This window comes from Gilliamella sp. B3801, from assembly GCF_026536645.1.
Taxonomy (GTDB): Bacteria; Pseudomonadota; Gammaproteobacteria; order Enterobacterales; family Orbaceae; genus Gilliamella; species Gilliamella apicola_I.
Map to the genome: position 1 here is coordinate 46,300 of NZ_JAFNNR010000003.1, position 19,420 is coordinate 65,719.

The following is a 19,420-nucleotide window of genomic DNA, read 5'->3' on the forward strand; positions in this document are numbered from 1 at the left end:
TTATGATCCTGATTTGGTTAACAACAACATTGATTCAATATGTTTAGTTTGTGGAAACATATCTAAAATTGCTACTTGAGCAATGTTATAACCCGCTTGAGTTAACACTTTGCTATCTCTCGCTAATGTTGCGGGATTACATGAGATATAAACAATTTTTGACGGAGCCATTTTAACAATTTCTGACGTTGCATTAAATGCCCCAGTTCTGGCAGGATCTAATAAAACTTTATCAAATTGTGATTGATTCCATGTAAAAAATTGTTGATTATCCTCTAAATTACTCGTTAAAAAATGAGTTTCGGCACAAACCTTGTTGCTATTTAATATAACGTTTAATTTCGCTTTTTCAACTAGTTCTTCTACGCCTTCAACGCCCGTTAATGATTGACAATAGGTAGCCATAGGTAATGAAAAATTACCCATACCACAAAAGAGATCTAAAACTTTATCGGTTGATGTTAATGTTAGCCAATCAAGCGCTTGTTCAATCATTTTTTGATTAACGTTGCTATTGACTTGAATAAAATTCAAAGGACTAAAAGTAAGCTTTAACTGATTGATTAGATAATAATGTTCCGTATGGCCGGTAATGTGCTGTAAATCTATGCCATGAAAGTAGAGTGAAATACCATTTTTTTCAGCGAAGTTTGATAGTAACTGAGTGTCTTCATTGGTCATAGGCAAAGTATGCCTTAATACCATGATAATGCCACTATCAACAGCAACCAATTCAATATGCCCAAGCGATTTTCTTGATTTAATTTGACGTAATATTTTTTGCAAAGGAGCGAGTAACTGATCCAAGCTTTCGACCAACACTGGACAGTGTTCAATATTGATAATTTGATTTGATTCAGCCTGACGAAAACCAATAAATAATTCACCTTTTACAATATTTATTGAAAGTCGGGCTCGTCGGCGATAATGATAAGGTTGATCAGCAATAATAAGCGGTGCTGAATGAGTGATATGGGTTAACGATTGCCCACTTTCTTTTTGTATCAGATTAATGAGCGCATGATACTTTGCACTTTGCTGCAAATCCGTTGAAATATGCTGCAATTCACAGCCACCACATTTTTGATAATAGCCACATAATGGTTTTACCCGTTGGGCACTTTGATTGTGGTATTTGATGACCTTCGCTTTAGCATAATTTTTTTTATTTTCTGTCAACTGGATATCAACAGTTTCATCGGGTAAGGCTGATTTAACAAAAATAGTTTTGCCTTTGTGATTTGCAATTCCTTGTCCGAAGGCATCTATCGCTGAGATGGTGACCGTTAATTTTTGTGGAGCTTGTTTTTTTGAAGGTGGAGTATAAAAAATAACCATATAAATTCAACGTTATGTTAACCGTTTTAACAATTCTGTTTTGACATGTAAAGGAACTAAATTGGTAATATTGCCACCATGATAAGCAACATCTTTCACAATGGTTGAAGAAATAAAACCAATAGTCATTGATGGCATTAAAAATAAAGTATCTAAATCCGGTTTTAATGCGCGATTCATTTCGGCTAATTGTCTTTCGTATTCAAAATCTTGAGTGGTTCGAACACCTCGAACAATGACCGTTGCATTATGAGTTTGTGCAAAATCTGCCATTAAATTATCAAATCCAATCACTTGCACATTAAGTAAGTGTTCAACTGAACTGGATGCTAAATTGACCCGTTCTTTCAAACTAAATAACGTTTTTTTATTCGGATTTTCCGCAATTGCAACAATTAATCGAGGAAACAACAGCGAAGCTCGAGTAATCAAATCGATGTGCCCGTTAGTAATTGGATCGAACGTTCCCGGAAAAATTGCAGTTAAAATTTTACTTTTCATCAATCATAATGTCCATTTGCCATGATAGCTCTATCATACCGAATTCTTATCAAAATTGTTAGGGTAACTTGACAAAAAGCTTTGATGGTTTTATCGGAATATTCATCGTTGGTTATAAACGCGCATTGAATAAAATTGAGGTGTTACCGTGGAAGTAAGTCCCATTAAATCCAGTTGGACTTAACTTCATTGGTGTTAGCTCATATAGCATTAAGTGTTCATTTTTCCGTTTACATACTCAATTGATATAATATTATTCAATTAAAAATTGATAGATAGTTTGATATTGATAGGTTTCATCAGGTGTTAACCAACAGCTAGGTTGTGGCCATTTGGGGTGATGTGGGCTATCTGGTAGAAATTGTGCTTCTAGCGCGATACCTGCATAATTGTCATATTCCCCATTATGACGGTTAGGTGTATGTTGCAGAAAATTACCGGTATAAACTTGTAACGCTGGTTTGGTCGTTATGACATTCATGGTCACTTTATTATCGGATGAGGTTAATTGCGCGGCAATTGTCTGGGTTTTGTCCAGTAAATACGCATGATCATAGCCACCTGTTTTTTGTCGTTCAGAACTTTCAACTAATCGGTCTGATAATCGTTTTGCTTGGCGTAAGTCCATATCAAATTCAGCGACACTAGCTAAATTGTCATCAGGTATGCCATGATTATCAACGGGCAAAAATTGGTTAGCATTGACTTGTAAAGTGTGATTGAGGATAGTGTTACTTATTTCGCCATCTAAATTAAAATAAGCATGATTGGTTAAATTTACCACAGTAGTTTGCGTGGTAGAGGCATTGAACATGATGATAACTTGATTATTATCGGTAAGTTGATAGGTCACTTGAACTTTCAGTTCACCGGGATAACCTTGATCACCATCGCAAGAAATTAAACTGAAAATGACTTGTTGATTAGATTGATCATCAATTTGCCATAATTGCTTATCAAAGCCTAACTTTCCGCCATGAAGCTGATTTTTACCTTCATTGGCCACAAGCGGATAGCGTTTATCGCCTAATTCAATAGATGCATGAGCAATACGGTTAGCATAACGCCCAATAGTTGCACCTAAATAAGCCTGTTGTTGTTGATATTGCGCTAACGAACTACAACCAAGAAGTACTTCACGATTTTTATTATCAACCGGTATTAAGCAAGAAAGCCAAGTCGCTCCCCAGTTAGATAATTTAATCTGCATCCCTTGCTTATTAGATAGTGTAATGATCGTTGTTAAAGACATATGGCGTGCGCTCCTTCACTTGGTTGACAGATATATATATCTTCTTTAATACCAAATTTATTCTGATAATTATTGCTTACAACGGTTTTTACTGCATCAACTTTATTTTTATTTATCAGTGCAACAACACAGCCGCCAAAACCGCCACCTGTCATACGAACTCCACCTTGTTCACCAATAACCTTGTTGATAATGTTCACCAGATAATCGATAGCAGGTACTGTAATTTCAAAGTCATCACGCATTGAATTGTGACTTTGCGCCATTAATGTCGATAGTAATTTGTAATCACGACGTGCAAGTGCATGAGATGCCAGTAAAGTCCGTTCATTTTCGGTAATGACATGATGTGCACGTTTAAAAACGGTAGGATCAAGCGTTGGTTTAATTTTCAATAAATCTGATAATGTGGCGTCTCGTAATGCTTTTACGCCCAGCGCTGTTGCTGCTGCTTCACATTGCCTACGACGAGTATTATATTCGCTATCGACTAATCCACGTTTAATATTTGAGTTAATAATAACAACAGCTAAATCATCGGGTATTGAAACCGGATGAACAGAGAGCGTACGGCAGTCAATAAGTAAAGCATGATGATCTTGTCCAAGTGCCGATATTAATTGATCCATAATTCCACAATTGCAACCAACAAATTGATTTTCCGCTTCCTGACCGATTAATGCTAATTTAGTGCCATCTAAAGGTAAATTATTTAGAACTTGAAACATTTTGCCGATAGCCACCTCAAGCGAAGCCGATGAACTCAATCCTGCACCTTGGGGGACATTACCGCTAATTGCTAAATCAACACCATAAAGTGTATTTGCATAGTTTTTTAAATGTTTTACTACACCTCGAACATAATTAGCCCATTGATATTGTGAATGTTTCTCAATAGGGGAATCTAGCCAAAATTCATCTTGTTGATTATCATAGTCAACGGCAATTACACGTATTAATTTATCGGTACGTTTATGGCAGCTTATTACTGTGCCATAATTAATCGCACAAGGTAATACAAAACCATCGTTATAATCGGTATGCTCACCAATCAAGTTGACTCGTCCTGGTGCTTGCACAGTGATATCGGGTTGATAACCAAATAGGGTTGCAAAAGCTTGTTTAGTTTTATCGATTAATGCTTTCATCTATTTATCCTTTTTATCTTTATAATGAACATCACTGACATTGCGCAGTCTTTCAGCTGCCTGTTCAGGTGTTAAATCCCGCTGCACTTCAGCTAACATCTCGTAACCGACCATAAATTTTTTGACTGTCGCTGAACGGAGTAAAGGTGGGTAGAAATGTGCATGTACTTGCCAGTATTCAGTTTTATCTTTCACAAATGGCGCGCCATGCCATCCCATAGAATAAGGGAAAGAATAATTAAACAAATTATCATAACGACTTGTTAATTTTTTCAGCGCAACCGCTAAATCAATTTGTTGGTTTTCGGTTAATAACGTTAATTGTGCAATATGCGTTTTGGGTAATAATAACGTTTCAAAAGGCCATATTGCCCAGAAAGGCACGACAGCAAGCCAATGTTCAGTTTCAACGACTATTCGCTCACGATAGATCAATTCTTTTTCAACATAATCAACTAATAAATTTCGGTGATAAGTTTCAAAATAATGACGCATATTCTCGTCTTCACGTTTAATTTCGTTCGGTATAAAGCTATTTGCCCAAATCTGTCCGTGTGGATGAGGATTAGAGCATCCCATTACTGCACCTTTGTTTTCAAATATTTGCACCCAAGGATAATTTTGGCTTAGTTCTTTTTGCTGTGATATCCAAGTTTTAATTACTCCCTCAATTGCCTTTAAGTCTAATTCTGGCAAGGTTTTACTATGATCGGGGGAAAAACAGATTACTCGACTGGTTCCTTTGGCGCTTTGCATTTGAAAAAGAGGATCATCAGCTGGCGGCGAATCAGGGGTATCATCCATTAATGCGGCAAAATCATTAGTAAATACAAAAGTACCTGTATAGTCCGGATTTTTATCACCCGTGACCCGTTTATTGCTGGGGCACAAAAAACAGTTAGGATCGTAACTGGGTTTTTGTTCTTGATTTAGTGTTTCTTGTTGACCTTGCCAAGGTCGCTTGGCTCTATGCGGTGACACTAAGACCCATTGAGCCGTTAATGGATTATAACGACGGTGGGGATGATCAACAGGATTAAATATTTGCATGTTTGCCTCTTTTAACATATTGCTGGTATTCATCTTTTTCATTAATCTTGAGGATAACCTTGTGGGTTATTCGATTGCCAATTCCAAGAATCTTTGACCATATCATCAAGCGTTAATTGGGTTTTCCACCCGAGTATCTGTTCTGCTTTTTTTGCATCTGCCCAAAATGCGGGTAGGTCGCCCGCACGTCGGGGTGCGTAATGCCACTTTAACGGTTTTCCTGACGCTTTCTCAAATGCTTCGATGACTTGTAAAACACTATACCCAACACCTGATCCTAGATTGTAAATATGGACACCGGGTTGATTATGATCAGCTTTTAATGCGGCGATATGACCATCAGCTAAGTCAACAACATGAATAAAATCACGAACACACGTTCCATCTTGCGTCGGATAATCATTTCCAAACACCGCCAATGATTCTCTTTTTCCTACAGCAACTTGGGTAATAAATGGCATAAGATTATTAGGAATACCAAGAGGATCTTCGCCTATTAATCCACTAGGATGAGCCCCCACAGGATTAAAGTAGCGTAGTAAAGTCAATGACCAATCAGGTTCGGCAATAGCCAAATCCATAATACATTGTTCGACCATTAACTTACTTTTTCCATAAGGGCTGGTTGGTAAACCTTGTGGCAAGGTTTCAACATAAGGTACGGGGGCTAATTCACCGTAAACGGTTGCGGATGAACTAAAAACTAATTGTTTGACGCCTGCATCACGCATTGCCTTCATTAACACAATGCTACCATAGACATTATTTTCATAATACTCAAGTGGTTTATATACCGACTCACCGACGGCTTTTAAACCCGCAAAATGGATCACTGCTTGAATATCATGTTCATTAAAAATTTGCGCTAATAAATTGGCATCTCGTACATCACCTTGATAAAAATTGATTGGCTGATACGTAATTTGTTGGATTCTTTTTAATACCGATGCTTTACTATTGAATAAATTATCTATCACAATTGGCGTATAACCTGCTTTAATCAATTGAACACAGGTATGACTTCCTATATATCCACAACCACCAGTAACGAATACTTTCATATAGAAACCTCAATTTATCTTAAATTGTTAAAAATTTGGTTATTGTTGTATTTCAGACGGGTGTTTATTTTTAGGTATGAATAGATCCCAAGGTCCTCGTCCGGATAAAGTGAAAGATGAAATAAATGTAAAACTAAATGCAATCAAACCAAGCACCAGATAGGCTCCTGTAAATCCAATTTCGACATACATTAGACCTGCAAGTGTGGACATAAACATCGTTGAAAGTTGTTTAGCAAAACAAAATGCAATCAAATAAACGGTTGCCGATAATCGTAGAGGGAAGTGTTTTGTAATATATTTAAATGCCCCGACAAGTAATAGTGGCGCTTCAAACATGTGTAAGGTTTTTAGAATAATAACTTCAACTGCATTGCTGGCAAATGCTGAGCCAGTTATACGAATTGACATAATAGCACCGGCAACTAATAACGTATTTTTGCTACCAATTTTTTTCACAATCCATGGAGCAAAAAACATGACGGTTGCATTTAAAATTTCACCGAGAGTTGTGACATAACCAAAGGCTTCTTGACCGACTTGTTCACTGGAAAAAAACGACGTAAAAAAGTTTGCAAACTGCTGATCAAAAACATCATAAGTACAGGCGACGCCAATTATATAAAGCATAAAACACCAAAGTTTCGGCATTTTTAATAAATCGACTGCGAGTTTAAAATTAAAGGATTCAGGCTTATTTAATCCCATTTGTTCAACGATATCGGTGGTGGAAGTTTTAGCGGGATCGGCTAATTTCACTAAAATAAGTAGAAATAATGCAAAACCAGAACAGAGCCAAAAAACCGCATTAATGTTCTTCGAAATCATAATTCCAACAAATGATGCACAAATTGCCCAACCAAAACAGCCAAACATACGGCAACGCCCAAATTCAAATCCACTGCGTCTGCTTATTTTTTCAACTAAGGCTTCAATAGCAGGCGCACCACCACTAAAAACCATGCCAAGATAAAACCCTCCAGCTATCGCACCGACAGTAACATTAAATTGTAGAAGTGGCCCTAACACATAAATAAAAAATGGTCCAAACAAGACTAACAGTAGAGTAATAAGCCAAAGGAGATGTTTTTTTAGTCCTAATTTATCTGAAATTAAACCGAATAAAGGTTGGAAGAGTAGTGCAAAAAATGAAATAAACGAAAAAACATAGCCAGTTTTTGCTTCATCAAGCCCGTTCATTTTCAGCCAAACGGGAAAGAATGGGCAATAGGCACCCATGATGAAAAAGTAGAGAAAGAAATAAAAACTGAAAATCCAATAATTCTTATTATGCCTTGCTGACTTAGTATTTTGATTCATAATTTACTTCCTTTAATCGAATTTGAATGAACCTTCATTCATTAGGAAATCGTTTACATATTTTTTTATGGATGAACTTGCTTCTCTTTTATGGTGGATAGTATCACCATAAAATAATGAAAAAAGTGATCTAGATAACACTTTATGAAATCGATTACATTATTTTTGTTGTTTATGAGTAAGATGTTTTGTTGATGACGATGTTTTAATTCAACTCAAAGAATCCAAGAAGATAACTCTATTCTATTTAATATTATCAATTTATTCATGAGGCGATTCTGCTTATAACGAAATGAAATATAGCGTTAATATGCAGTTTACATGTTGAGCGAAAATAAGATAACTTTTATGGTATCGATTACATTGGCAAACAAGAAGCCGTTTTTATCTATTTTATCCACTCCTTGAAGATAAGGTAGGGGCTAGTGATTAGGTGAGATAATATAACAGAGGTATTTAACCATAACAGGGAGCTAAATGTTAAAATCATCTCACGCCATGTAGGATAAATGCTGACGTGAGAAGTGAATTGATTAAATCATCCTTTAAACATGTTTAAACGCTGCTCAAAATCATGCCAGTCATAAAATCCATCTTGATTTTGCATGGCATTTTTAAGCTGCAACGTAAAATGTTGTGGTGGGTTATTCATACTGATTTGAGCACCGGTAAATAGTTGTTCAAAGCTTTGATAAACGTATTCGGCTTTAAAATAGTGTGTTCCAGACTCTAAATGACGAAAACGTTGTAAAATTACCTTACCACCGATTGGTGTTGTTTCATATTGATTCGGTAACTGATAATGTTCAAAGTCTAATGCGCCGAATAATGAAGCGATGGTACTATCATGTCCCACAAGTAAATGAATTTTTCGATCATCATGATGCATAAGATTGTTTATCATATTAATCAATTCTGCAGCGGAATGTTTGGCAAGCGTTTTAGTTCGACAGACTAAGTTTAGATATTGATTACGTATCTGAATAAGTTGTTGCCATTGTGCTTGGCTGTTGATTCTTCCCCACGCAATCTGTTCTTTGGGAAAGCCCGAATAATATTGTAATAAAAATGCATCTACTGCACTAACACCAATCGCTAATGCACCTAACAGAGCAGGTTCTTCATGCTTTTTCAAATAAACTTCAACAGGAATATCGGCTAAATCACATTGATATTGTGCATAAAATTTAGAATGTTTATAGTCTAAAATATCGGCTAAAATTTCATAAGCAGGCGCTAAATTTTTATAGATTGATTCTGCTGTAACAGTTTCATCAATGTCCTTAATAACAGCTTGTTTAAATTCGTCAGAATCGTTACGTAAACTAGGATCAAACATGGAATCCATTTTTTCAATAGGGTATTTATGATTGATGGGGATGTCATATCCGGCAAAAGCACCTGCTGTCAAAAATTGAGCTGTAGCAACGGTTCTTTGTAAACTATTTGCATACACAAACACATCAGAAGAAGTTGCTTGGTATTGAATATGTTGATTTTCAAGCCATGTCGCTAAGTATCGTCCAAAATAAACTTCTAGCGCACCGCCTCGGGTAGTTAGATAACCATAAGGATGATCCCATTTAGGCCATTTAAACGGCGTGGCTTGTTCTAAAAATTCAAGTGTATTTTGTAATGGTGTACGGATTCCATGTCGGCTTAATATGACGACTTTATCCAATTGATAGTGATTGTTCATTATTGTTTCACCCAGCCTTGTTGATGTAAATAGTTGAGAATAAATTCTCGTTGTCCTTTGTAGATCGTTTCAGCTATTTTGTTACTCCATCCGCCTTCTTTTTGATTAGAACTACGAGTTTGATAATAATCCTCTATTTGCTCATCATACTGTGCCAATAATGTCTGATTGATTGGTTGATATTGATTTTCGAAAAAGATTAATTCACTCGGTAATCTTGGTTTCATTTCGGGTTCTTGATCTGGATACCCAATACAGAGACCAAAAAGGGGGATAACATATTTTGGCAAGGCTAGTAATTGTGTCACTTCAGATATATTATTACGTAAACCACCAATATAGACTGTACCTAATCCTAACGATTGCGCTGCAATAACCGTATTTTGCGCCATCAAGGCGGTATCAATACAACCGACTAAAAGTTGTTCGGCTCGTTCAAGAGGAATCGTTGCATCAATTTGAAAATGTCGATTAAAATCGGCACAAAACACCCAAAATTCGGGAGCTTGATAAATATAATTTTGATCACCTGAATAGTGAGCTAATTTTTTTCGCTTATCACTGTCTGTGATACGAATAATGGTTGAACATTGAAGAAAGTTAGAACTCGGAGCCGATTGTGCTGCTTGAATCATCGATGCTATTTGCTTTTGCGTCAATGGGGTGGGTTTATAAGCACGAATTGAACGACGATGATAAATGAAATCAAGAGTTTGATTTTCCATAACGGCTCCTTAATAACGTTATTGTTTTTGATACTGTAAATCCCAAACACCATGACCAAGATTTTGACCTCTTTTTTCAAACTTGGTAATAGGTCGGTCTGCTGGTCTTGGAATATAATCTCCTGTTGATGATAAATTTTTATAACCTGTCGCTTGATTTAACAGCTCAAGCATATGTTCGGCATAATGTTGCCAATCTGTTGCTAGATGTAAAATACCATTAACTTTTAATTTACGTCTGATAAGTTCGACAAAAGCAGGCTGAATAATTCGACGCTTGTTGTGCCTTGCTTTATGCCAAGGGTCAGGGAAGAATATTTGCACCTTATCTAATGAATTATCTGCAATCATGTTTTCTAAAACTTCGACTGCATCATGGCACATCACATTTAAGTTTGATAATTGATTTTCTTCGATCGCCATTAAACAAGCTCCGACACCCGGTTTATGTACTTCAATACCTAAAAAAGATTTCTCGGGGGCATTTTTTGCCATTTCGATGAGTGATGCGCCCATACCAAATCCAATCTCTAAAACGACGTGTTGATTAGGTTCAAAGTGAATGGGCGATCCCGCATTATATTCGACACCAAAGACGGGCCATAAATTTTGTAATGCTTGTTCTTGACCTTTGGTCAAACGACCTTGTCGTAGCACAAAACTGCGTATTGTTCGTTTCGGTTTTTGTTCTTCAATATCTGTATGTAATTGTTCTGCCATTAGATTATCTACTTGTGTTGTAAAATTGATTTAAACTAATTGAAAGCTACCCTAAAATAGCGATGATTACTTAGTTTACTCGATTTTAAGTTGACGTCAAAAAACATATTGATTACCCATGGACTCTTACACTATTTTGCTAGGCAGGTTAAATTATTTTGATAATTTTTTATAATGTGGTTGAGCATGATCACCAAATGATTATATAATTGTCACTCCGATTTAACCGATTACGGATACGTAATCATGATTACATGCTTGAGGATTTCTCGTGCCTGATATGAAGCTTTTTGCTGGCAATGCTACACCTGAGCTAGCAAAGCGTATAGCTAATCGTCTTTATACTTCTCTTGGTGATATTGTTGTTGGTCGTTTTAGCGATGGAGAAGTGAACGTTCAAATTAATGAAAATGTCCGTGGTGAGGATGTTTTTATCATTCAATCAACTTGTGCACCAACCAATGATAATTTAATGGAATTGCTTGTTATGATTGATGCAATGCGTCGAGCATCTGCAGGTCGTATTACCGCTGTTATTCCTTATTTTGGTTATGCTAGACAAGATCGTCGAGTGCGTTCTGCACGGGTTCCGATCACAGCTAAAGTGGTTGCTGACTTTTTATCAACTGTCGGTGTTGATAGAGTATTAACGGTTGATCTTCATGCTGAACAGATCCAAGGTTTTTTTGATGTGCCAGTGGATAATGTATTTGGTAGCCCTGTGATTTTAGAAGATATGCTTCAACGTGATTTTGAACGCCCAATTGTTGTCTCTCCGGATATTGGTGGGGTGGTGCGAGCTCGTGCTATTGCAAAACTGTTAAATGACACCGATATGGCGATCATCGATAAACGACGTCAACGAGCGAATGAAGCTGAAGTGATGAATATTATTGGTGATGTTGCTGATAGAGATTGTATTTTAGTCGATGATATGATTGATACAGCAGGAACGCTTTGCAAAGCCGCTGATGCATTAAAAGCACGTGGTGCTAAAAGAGTATTTGCCTACGCAACGCATCCGATTTTCTCGGGTAAAGCCGTCAGTAATATTAAAAACTCAGCCATTGATGAAATAGTCGTTTGTGATACTATTCCATTAACAGCGGAAGTTAAAGCATTGAAAAATGTACGTCAATTAACATTATCAGGAATGTTAGCAGAAGCAATTCGTCGCATAAGCAACGAAGAATCGATTTCTGCAATGTTCCATCAATAATTGATTTTTAATGATAAAGATGCCCCGTTTTTTGGGGCTTTTTAATTTAACATCTTCAAGTAACAACAGCTAACAATTAAAACATCATGACAACCATAAAACTTATTGTAGGACTGGCCAATCCTGGAAATGAATATGCCCAAACTCGACATAATGCAGGGGCATGGTATGTTGATTTGCTTGCACAACGTTATCAACAACCGTTAAAAAATGATCCTAAATTTTTTGGTTATAGTTCACGTATCAATATCGCAGGACATGACATACGTTTATTAGTGCCTACCACGTTTATGAATTTAAGTGGTAAAGCTGTTCAAGCGATGGCTTCATTTTATCAGATAAAACCCGAAGAAATTTTAGTTGCTCATGATGAACTTGATTTAAATCCGGGTATTGCGAAATTTAAATTTGGCGGAAGTCATGGTGGTCACAATGGTTTGAAAGATATTGCTAGCAAATTAGGCAATAATCCAAATTTTTATCGATTAAGAATCGGTATCGGGCATCCGGGTGATAAAAATAAAGTGGTCGGTTTTGTGTTAAATAAACCTTCTAAGCCCGAGCAAGAACTAATAGATAAAGCGATTGATGAATCTGCACGTTGCACGGATATTTTATTATCACAAAGCTTTGAAGCCGCAATGAATCGATTACACTCGTTTAAAGCGTAATGCCGTTGATTGAGTCGAACGAATTACAATATGCTATATAAAAAATCCACCCGAAGACCAGGTGGATAACAAATCACGTAACAATCTTTGATTAAGAAAATAGATGGGTAATATTACCGCCTTTTTCGGCAATTCGTTTAAATACTTCTTTAATTAACCAAGTATTCATTGCAGCGGTATCATCTGTACTACCCGTGTAATTAAGTTCTTTTGCCAATCTTTTACGAGCATCTAGACTATTGTCTATTCCTAATAATTTTAAAAGATCAACAATCGATGTTTTCCAATTAAGTTTTTCAGGAAATTTGCTCGCTAAATTATTAAGAATTGACATCACATCCACGTCCGAAATGGGCGTTTGGTTGTCTGAATGTTGTTGATTTTGATTTTGGTCTTGATTCTGATTATTTGACGCGGCATCTTTATCATGACCGGTAATGCTGTTGACTTGATTTTTAACGGCATCAGCGACATTACCGACAGCCGCTTGAGCACTTGGAAAGATTTTAGAAAAAATATTATTTAAGATACCCAAATTACACCCCCCTATGTTTAAACTGCTTTTGAAAAAAGTGCTTAACTATTCAGATGTACAAAATATCGCCTTTAGTATAACGTTTAACAAGCAATAGTGTCAAAGAAGTTCTGGATTTATAGCATTTTTTGTTGTTAATTCAGAGAGTAAATAAATTAAATGCATGAATAAATTTTTCTATAAAAAAATTATCTTGGCGTTTTAAATTATGATAACCATGGATAAACTTAGATTGTTAACCATTCACTATTAGTGAAAATGATGCTATTAATTCTAGATTGTTCAGTTTGTTATCTGATAATGATTCCAAGTGTTGAACATGAAAAGATGATTGAGATGTTTTTATTTGTGTCCTATAAATTCCAGTTTATTTGAAGCTAAAGTGAATCACGTAAATGAGTAAATCGAAACGATAAAAGTCATGCCTGACAAATTCTAGTTTTAAAAAGTATTGCGATGACAACGTTGAACAAAAAAATATTCGCAACATTCACGCAATAATTTGATATGTCAAAGCCAATACCTTATACGCAAAATGATAATATGTCAGAGCCAGTTTTATCAGAATAAAAAATTGTGTATGATAAAAGAAATAATGTCATTGTGGCTTTGTAACTGAAGCATGCTTTTTACAAACAATATTGTGGACGTTTCAAAAAATTTAGCTTCATTTTTTACTGTACGCAATCTTTTTTGTTTCCCACAAAGTATGATGAAAATTACTGGGCTTGATTATTATCAAACGAGTAATAATGCGGGTCAATGGATCGAACACAATTATAAAGCCTACGCTAATTTGGGCGATCCGAATTCTGATAAGATTTAATTGAAAAGAGAGGTCAACTATGAAATTAATTGTCGATAATATGAGTTGTCAGCATTGTGTTAATACGATTACTAAAGCGATTAACGATATTGATCCAAAAGCGAAAGTAACGATTGATTTGGCTAAACATGAAGTTGATATCGAAGGCGGGACCATTTCACAAGAAGCCGCTATAGCGGCTATCAATGAAGCTGGGTATGAATTTGTAGGTATTTCATATTAATTAACCTATATTAAAGCAAACAAATTTGGACGTTAGTTTTTTTATTTATCTGTTTTCATTAACACGTTTAAAACGTCCAAAACCTACTTTACATCCTCTTTTAATCACTCATATTTTGAAAAATTTGAAGAGAGTGTTCGCAAATATGCGTCAATTGTGTTTTTGAATCACCACCAACGATAAAAGTGATGTGTTGGTCCAATCCCTTTACCAATATTTAAATCATCAGCATGTCGTATGGCTCCGTGAAGATATTCTTTCGCCTGTTTAACCGCGTGTTCTAAGCTGTTTTTAGGTAATAAAGCCGCAATAGCGGCTGATAAGGTACAACCTGTACCGTGCGTATTTTTCGTTTGAATTCTTTGCGATGTCATCCGGATTGTTTGGTCTGAGGTAATTAAATAATCGGGACTTTCTTGACTGGCTAAGTGCCCTCCCTTCATTAGAACCGCTTTACAACCTAGTTTAAGTAAATCTTGCCCTTGTTTTAGCATCTCATCTTCATTTTTCGCTTCATCACAATCTAAAAGCGCTGCGGCTTCGGGTAAGTTAGGTGTAATAATTGTTGCTAATGGCAATAATTGTTCTCGAATGGCGGTAATGGCATCGGGTTTTAAAAGTGCATGCCCCCCTTTAGCGATCATAACTGTATCAAGTACAATCGATGGTATAGGATGATTTTTTAATAACTGATAGACAGTTGTGACAATTTCTTTATTCATTAGCATACCAATTTTGACACTATCAATGTGGATATCTTGATATAAGGTGTTAAATTCTGCTTCGATAAATTCGGTGGGAATTGCCAATACCGCATCAACACCTTGGGTACTTTGTGCGGTTAACGCGGTAATGACAGATATGCCATACGCACCAAGTGCCGAAAACGTTTTGAGATCGGCTTGGATGCCAGCTCCCCCACTGGGATCTGAACCAGCAATAGTTAGGGCTGTAATTGTCATGATGTTGCTTCCTATCTAGCTTGATTTATTTTATTGATTAGTAAGGTGGTTGCTTGTTCAATATTGGATTGACCACAAATAGCCGATACGACTGCAACGCCTTCAATTCCTGTTTGTATTATTTCTGTAACTTTTGTTACGTCGATACCACCAATGGCAACAGCAGGGCAATGTTTGGTTTTGACTAATTGAGTTAACTGCTCAATACCAAGTGCCGAGGAAGCATCTTTCTTGGTCGAGGTCGGATAGACAGGACCAATTCCAATATAATCGACGTTTTGCCAAGGCACGGTTTCAAGTTGTTGCTGATTCGAAACAGATAGTCCTAACCATTTATTTTTACCGATCAATCGGCGAGCTACATCAACGGGCAAATCATTTTGACCAACATGCACACCATCTGCATCGACAGCTAAAGCAATATCCACATGATCATTAATCAATAGCGGTACCGATGTCTGACTGAGTGCTTCTTTCAAGGCTAAAGCAGCTTTATACCAATCTTTGCCTGTCAATTCTTGTTCTGATCGTAATTGTACGGCGGTTACACCGTTGGCAACGGCAATTTTGGTGGTATCTACCATGCCACTGATTCCTCCACATAGTGTCGGATCGAGCACTAAATAGAGAGTAAGATCCAACTTTTTCTGCATGCTACGTCCCTATTAGTATGATGAATAAAATAGTGATAATTGATCTAATAACGATACGGCAAAACTGCCTAATCCAAGCTGTTTATTTGCCTTTTCTCCAGCTTTTTTCATCATAAAGCAAGCGGCTGCTGTGGCTAAAAGTGGATCGGTTGAATTTACAATAAACGCTGCAACCATAGCAGATAAGGAACAGCCTGTTCCGGTAATTTTGGTTAAAGCAATATCACCGCCTGCTATAGCGTAAGTCGTATGACCATCAGTAATATAATCAATGTCACCAGTCATGGCGATGATAGTCTGGTAGTCTTGTGCCAATTGTTTTGCATATTGTAAAGCGGATTTTGTCGAGTCTTGACTGTCCGGGCCTTTTGATGATGCAAATTGACCGCTTAGCGCTAAGATTTCCGAAGCATTGCCACGAATAACGGTGGGTTTAAATGATAATAATTGATACGCAATTTCGGTACGATAAACAAGTGCCGAACCAACGGCAACAGGATCAAGTACCCATGGAGTTTGGCTTTGTTGAGCTTGGCTTGCTGCAAGTAGCATACTTTTGGCGGTATTGTGATTAATTGTACCGATGTTAATCAGTAAACTATTAGCAATTTTAACAAATTCAGCCACTTCTTGTTCAGCAATAATCATTGCTGGTGAAGCTCCAATAGCAAGTAGGACATTAGCAGTAAAATTTTGTACAACATCATTTGTTATACAATGAACTAATGGGCGTTGCGTTTTGACAAGATTAATAAAAGGTGTAACTTGTGTGATTTGAAGCGATGTGGTTACTGACATGTTCATTCCTTATTTGATTTATCGGGAAGAATTTGCCTATTGTAAAGTTGAATGGCTAGACTTCCCTACGCTGGTGTTATCCAGATCAGGTTCAACGGGTAAACTCTCAGTTTTTTAATGAATAAAAAACACCCCGAGTCAAAATTATGCTTATATTATGAACTGCCTATTGGCTTTTAACAAGTTTGTATAATAGAAAATTTCGATTTAAATGTTATTGTAACAATTTTTCGATATCGGTAATCGCTCTTCTATCCGGCAAGAAAATAATTAGGTGATCATTCTCTTCAATCGTTAAATCCGTGTTGATAATAATAACATCTTCATCACGTACAACTGCGCCGATTGTTGCCCCAGACGGTAGCTTTAATCCATTGATGTTTTTTCCGACCAGTTTTGAATTTTCTTTATCACCATGCGCAACGATTTCCACAATTTCAGATTCGCCTTGTCGTAGTGATACAACTTTGACGATGCCTGTTTGTCTGACATGACTTAAAAGTTCAGAAATAGTGGCGTGTTGAGGTGAAATAGCAATATCAATCACACTATCATTAATGAGTTCTAGGTAAGCTTGTTTTTGGATTAAAACGATGACTTTTTTTGCGCCCATTCTTTTCGCTAACATCGATGACATAATATTGGATTCATCATCGCCGGTTACCGCAATAAAAAGATCTGTCAGTTCAATCTGTTCTTGGGATAGCAATTCTTGGTCTGATGATTCGCCATGTAATACCGTGGTATTAAGTAACTGTTCAGCAATGAGTTCTGCTCGTTCGGCATTGCGTTCAATTAGTTTGACTTGATAATCATTTTCTAAACGCTTAGCCAGTGCAAGCGCAATGCCGCCACCGCCACTAATGATAATTCGTTTATAAGGTTTTTCTAAACGTTGTAGCTCACTGGTCACGGCTTTGATATTGGTTGGCGGAGTAATAAAATACACCATATCACCAGCTTCAATTAAGGTGGAACCTAGAGGACGAATAAAGCGATTTTTACGGTAGATAGCAACGACTCTAGCTTCAACATGCGGAAGATGTTCTTTAAGTTCTGATAGCTCACTGCCAACTAGCGCGCCACCATAATATGCCATAACAGCGACTAGACATACACGGGTATCGTTGAATGAGGCAAATTGTAATGCGCCTGGATATTGAACAAGATGACTGATATGGTTGGTAATAAGGTTTTCTGGTGCAATGATATGGTCGATATTGATACACTCTTTATTAAAAAAAGGATATCTTTCATCATTGTATTCCGGTGCGCGGATACGCGCCACTTTTTGCGGAATATTAAACATGACATGCCCTATTTGACATGCCATCATGTTGATTTCATCAGAGTTGGTAACGGCAACAAGCATATCAGCCGATTCCGCGCCAGCACTCTCTAATACTTGTGGATAAGATGATTTTCCACAAATAACTTGTAAATCAAAGCGTTCTTGCAAAGATTGCAATTTATCATGATCTTCATCGACAACAGTGACATCGTTTTGTTTTTCAGTAACAAGATATTCTGCAAGCGCACTGCCTGTTTGTCCTGCCCCAAGAATGATAATCTTCATAACTAACCTATTTTAATTAAATGGCTTTCATCGGATTGATTGTCATTAGGATAATCAATGCCTATATCAAAGCTAATTAATACTGTTTAGTGTTAATAATAATCATGTTTTTTTGATTTCAGACTATACAAAACCGATAGCGTCATAGACCTTTTTCAATGTGATATCCGCTTTAGCTCGAGCTTTTTCAGCGCCTTCTTTCATGATTGAATAGAGGTAATCTTCATCATCACGATATTGGTGATATTGTGCTTGTAAGTGACTTATCATATCAATCACTTGTGTCGCCACTTCCGTTTTAAGATGTCCATACATTTTACCCTCAAACTCTTTTTCAAGTTCGGTGACTGGTTTTCCTGTTACGCCAGTTAATATATCTAATAAATTTGATACACCAGCTTTATTTTTTAAATCATAACGTACAACAGGCGGTTCATCAGAATCGGTCATCGCTCGTTTGATTTTTTTCTCGATGTCTTTAGGATTTTCAAGTAAGCCAATCACATTGTTTCGATTTTCATCGGATTTAGACATTTTTTTCGTTGGGTCTTGTAAAGACATTACTCTTGCACCAACTTTAGGGATAAAGGGTTCAGGAACAGTAAAAATGTCACCATACAGGGCATTAAAGCGCATTGCAATATCACGTGATAGTTCGAGATGTTGTTTTTGATCGTCACCCACCGGTACTAAATTAGCTTGATATAATAAAATGTCAGCTGCCATTAATACAGGATAATCAAAAAGCCCTGCGTTAATATTTTCAGCGTGTCGTGATGATTTATCCTTGAATTGGGTCATGCGACTGAGTTCACCAAAATAAGTGTAACAGTTTAATGCCCACCCTAATTCAGCATGAGCAGGTACATGAGATTGTACAAATATAGTGCTTTTTTGAGGATCAATGCCACATGCTAAATAAAGCGCCATGGTATCGAGCGTTGCTTTGCGTAGCTTCTGTGGATCTTGGCGTACTGTGATGGCATGTTGATTTACAATACAATAAACGCAATCGTATTCTTGTTGTAAAGCGACCCAATTTTTTAAGGCTCCCAAATAGTTGCCAAGTGTTAATTCCCCTGATGGCTGAGCGCCACTAAATACAATCGGTTTACTCATATTTTATTCCTAATCTATTCATTC

The 19,420-nt window shown here is 36.7% G+C and carries 20 protein-coding genes and 1 riboswitch; of the genes, 4 read left to right on the forward strand and 16 right to left on the reverse strand.

The features are described 5' to 3' along the window. The 10 genes from rlmD to trmB form a co-directional block, all read right to left on the reverse strand. Positions 1–1,338 carry a 23S rRNA (uracil(1939)-C(5))-methyltransferase RlmD gene (gene rlmD, locus J3U14_RS02985; RefSeq protein ID WP_267349786.1) on the reverse strand — a complete coding sequence of 446 codons (1,338 nt, stop codon included), beginning with the start codon at positions 1,336–1,338 and terminating at the stop codon, positions 1–3. Positions 1,339–1,350: 12 nt separating this feature from the next. Next, positions 1,351–1,839, reverse strand: a complete 489-nt coding sequence (gene coaD / locus J3U14_RS02990) for a pantetheine-phosphate adenylyltransferase (RefSeq protein WP_267349784.1) — start codon at positions 1,837–1,839, stop codon at positions 1,351–1,353. Between the two features lie 253 nt (positions 1,840–2,092). Beyond that, a complete protein-coding gene (gene galM, locus J3U14_RS02995) occupies positions 2,093–3,091 on the reverse strand; it encodes a galactose-1-epimerase (RefSeq protein ID WP_267349782.1) in 999 nt (332 codons plus the stop codon). Then, positions 3,082–4,239 carry a galactokinase gene (gene galK / locus J3U14_RS03000; RefSeq protein ID WP_267349780.1) on the reverse strand — a complete coding sequence of 386 codons (1,158 nt, stop codon included), beginning with the start codon at positions 4,237–4,239 and terminating at the stop codon, positions 3,082–3,084. Before galK ends, galM begins: the two co-directional genes overlap by 10 nt. Beyond that, a complete protein-coding gene (gene galT / locus J3U14_RS03005) occupies positions 4,240–5,289 on the reverse strand; it encodes a galactose-1-phosphate uridylyltransferase (RefSeq protein ID WP_267349779.1) in 1,050 nt (349 codons plus the stop codon). It abuts the gene before it with no gap. Positions 5,290–5,330: 41 nt separating this feature from the next. After that, positions 5,331–6,350, reverse strand: coding sequence for a UDP-glucose 4-epimerase GalE (gene galE, locus J3U14_RS03010; protein ID WP_267349778.1), 1,020 nt, complete (start codon positions 6,348–6,350; stop codon positions 5,331–5,333). Between the two features lie 39 nt (positions 6,351–6,389). After that, positions 6,390–7,670, reverse strand: a complete 1,281-nt coding sequence (locus J3U14_RS03015) for an MFS transporter (protein WP_267349776.1) — start codon at positions 7,668–7,670, stop codon at positions 6,390–6,392. A 538-nt stretch (positions 7,671–8,208) separates the two neighbouring features. Continuing rightward, positions 8,209–9,369: a histidine-type phosphatase gene (locus J3U14_RS03020; protein WP_267349774.1), complete on the reverse strand. Its 1,161-nt coding sequence runs from the start codon at positions 9,367–9,369 to the stop codon at positions 8,209–8,211. Continuing rightward, a complete protein-coding gene (gene nfsA / locus J3U14_RS03025) occupies positions 9,369–10,094 on the reverse strand; it encodes an oxygen-insensitive NADPH nitroreductase (protein ID WP_220215615.1) in 726 nt (241 codons plus the stop codon). The genes J3U14_RS03020 and nfsA overlap by 1 nt, the downstream gene beginning before the upstream one ends. 18 nt (positions 10,095–10,112) lie before the next feature. Continuing rightward, positions 10,113–10,814 (reverse strand): tRNA (guanosine(46)-N7)-methyltransferase TrmB, encoded by a 702-nt coding sequence (trmB, locus tag J3U14_RS03030; RefSeq protein ID WP_267349772.1) that lies wholly within the window; start codon positions 10,812–10,814, stop codon positions 10,113–10,115. A gap of 271 nt (positions 10,815–11,085) precedes the next feature. Here trmB and J3U14_RS03035 point away from each other — a divergent pair, with 271 nt between their 5' ends. Together J3U14_RS03035 and pth are read left to right on the forward strand one after the other, a co-directional pair. Next, on the forward strand, positions 11,086–12,033 hold the full coding sequence (locus J3U14_RS03035) for a ribose-phosphate pyrophosphokinase (RefSeq protein ID WP_065558808.1): 948 nt from the start codon (positions 11,086–11,088) through the stop codon (positions 12,031–12,033). An 86-nt stretch (positions 12,034–12,119) separates the two neighbouring features. Beyond that, positions 12,120–12,704, forward strand: a complete 585-nt coding sequence (gene pth, locus J3U14_RS03040; RefSeq protein WP_324100926.1) for an aminoacyl-tRNA hydrolase — start codon at positions 12,120–12,122, stop codon at positions 12,702–12,704. A gap of 91 nt (positions 12,705–12,795) precedes the next feature. Here pth and J3U14_RS03045 read toward each other — a convergent pair whose 3' ends face one another. Next, positions 12,796–13,239 (reverse strand): DUF3597 domain-containing protein, encoded by a 444-nt coding sequence (locus J3U14_RS03045; RefSeq protein ID WP_267349771.1) that lies wholly within the window; start codon positions 13,237–13,239, stop codon positions 12,796–12,798. A 622-nt stretch (positions 13,240–13,861) separates the two neighbouring features. Here J3U14_RS03045 and J3U14_RS03050 point away from each other — a divergent pair. Further along, complete coding sequence (locus J3U14_RS03050; protein ID WP_267369568.1) at positions 13,862–14,065, forward strand: hypothetical protein; 204 nt, start codon at positions 13,862–13,864, stop codon at positions 14,063–14,065. 19 nt (positions 14,066–14,084) lie between these two features. Further along, positions 14,085–14,288: a heavy-metal-associated domain-containing protein gene (locus tag J3U14_RS03055; protein ID WP_267349770.1), complete on the forward strand. Its 204-nt coding sequence runs from the start codon at positions 14,085–14,087 to the stop codon at positions 14,286–14,288. Between the two features lie 167 nt (positions 14,289–14,455). On the opposite strand, the gene thiD is transcribed toward J3U14_RS03055, so the two are convergent. From thiD to trpS, 5 genes are all read right to left on the reverse strand, one after another. Continuing rightward, positions 14,456–15,253, reverse strand: a complete 798-nt coding sequence (thiD, locus tag J3U14_RS03060) for a bifunctional hydroxymethylpyrimidine kinase/phosphomethylpyrimidine kinase (protein WP_267349871.1) — start codon at positions 15,251–15,253, stop codon at positions 14,456–14,458. Positions 15,254–15,261: 8 nt separating this feature from the next. Beyond that, positions 15,262–15,903, reverse strand: a complete 642-nt coding sequence (gene thiE / locus J3U14_RS03065; protein ID WP_267349768.1) for a thiamine phosphate synthase — start codon at positions 15,901–15,903, stop codon at positions 15,262–15,264. Positions 15,904–15,915: 12 nt separating this feature from the next. Beyond that, positions 15,916–16,701 (reverse strand): hydroxyethylthiazole kinase, encoded by a 786-nt coding sequence (gene thiM / locus J3U14_RS03070; RefSeq protein ID WP_267349767.1) that lies wholly within the window; start codon positions 16,699–16,701, stop codon positions 15,916–15,918. A 45-nt stretch (positions 16,702–16,746) separates the two neighbouring features. Next, a riboswitch (TPP riboswitch) is annotated at positions 16,747–16,847 on the reverse strand. 68 nt (positions 16,848–16,915) lie between these two features. Further along, entirely contained in the window at positions 16,916–18,277 is a 1,362-nt protein-coding gene (trkA, locus tag J3U14_RS03075; protein ID WP_220215588.1) for a Trk system potassium transporter TrkA, read from the reverse strand. A gap of 123 nt (positions 18,278–18,400) precedes the next feature. Beyond that, complete coding sequence (gene trpS, locus J3U14_RS03080) at positions 18,401–19,396, reverse strand: tryptophan--tRNA ligase (RefSeq protein WP_267349765.1); 996 nt, start codon at positions 19,394–19,396, stop codon at positions 18,401–18,403. Between the last annotated feature and the right edge of the window lie 24 nt (positions 19,397–19,420).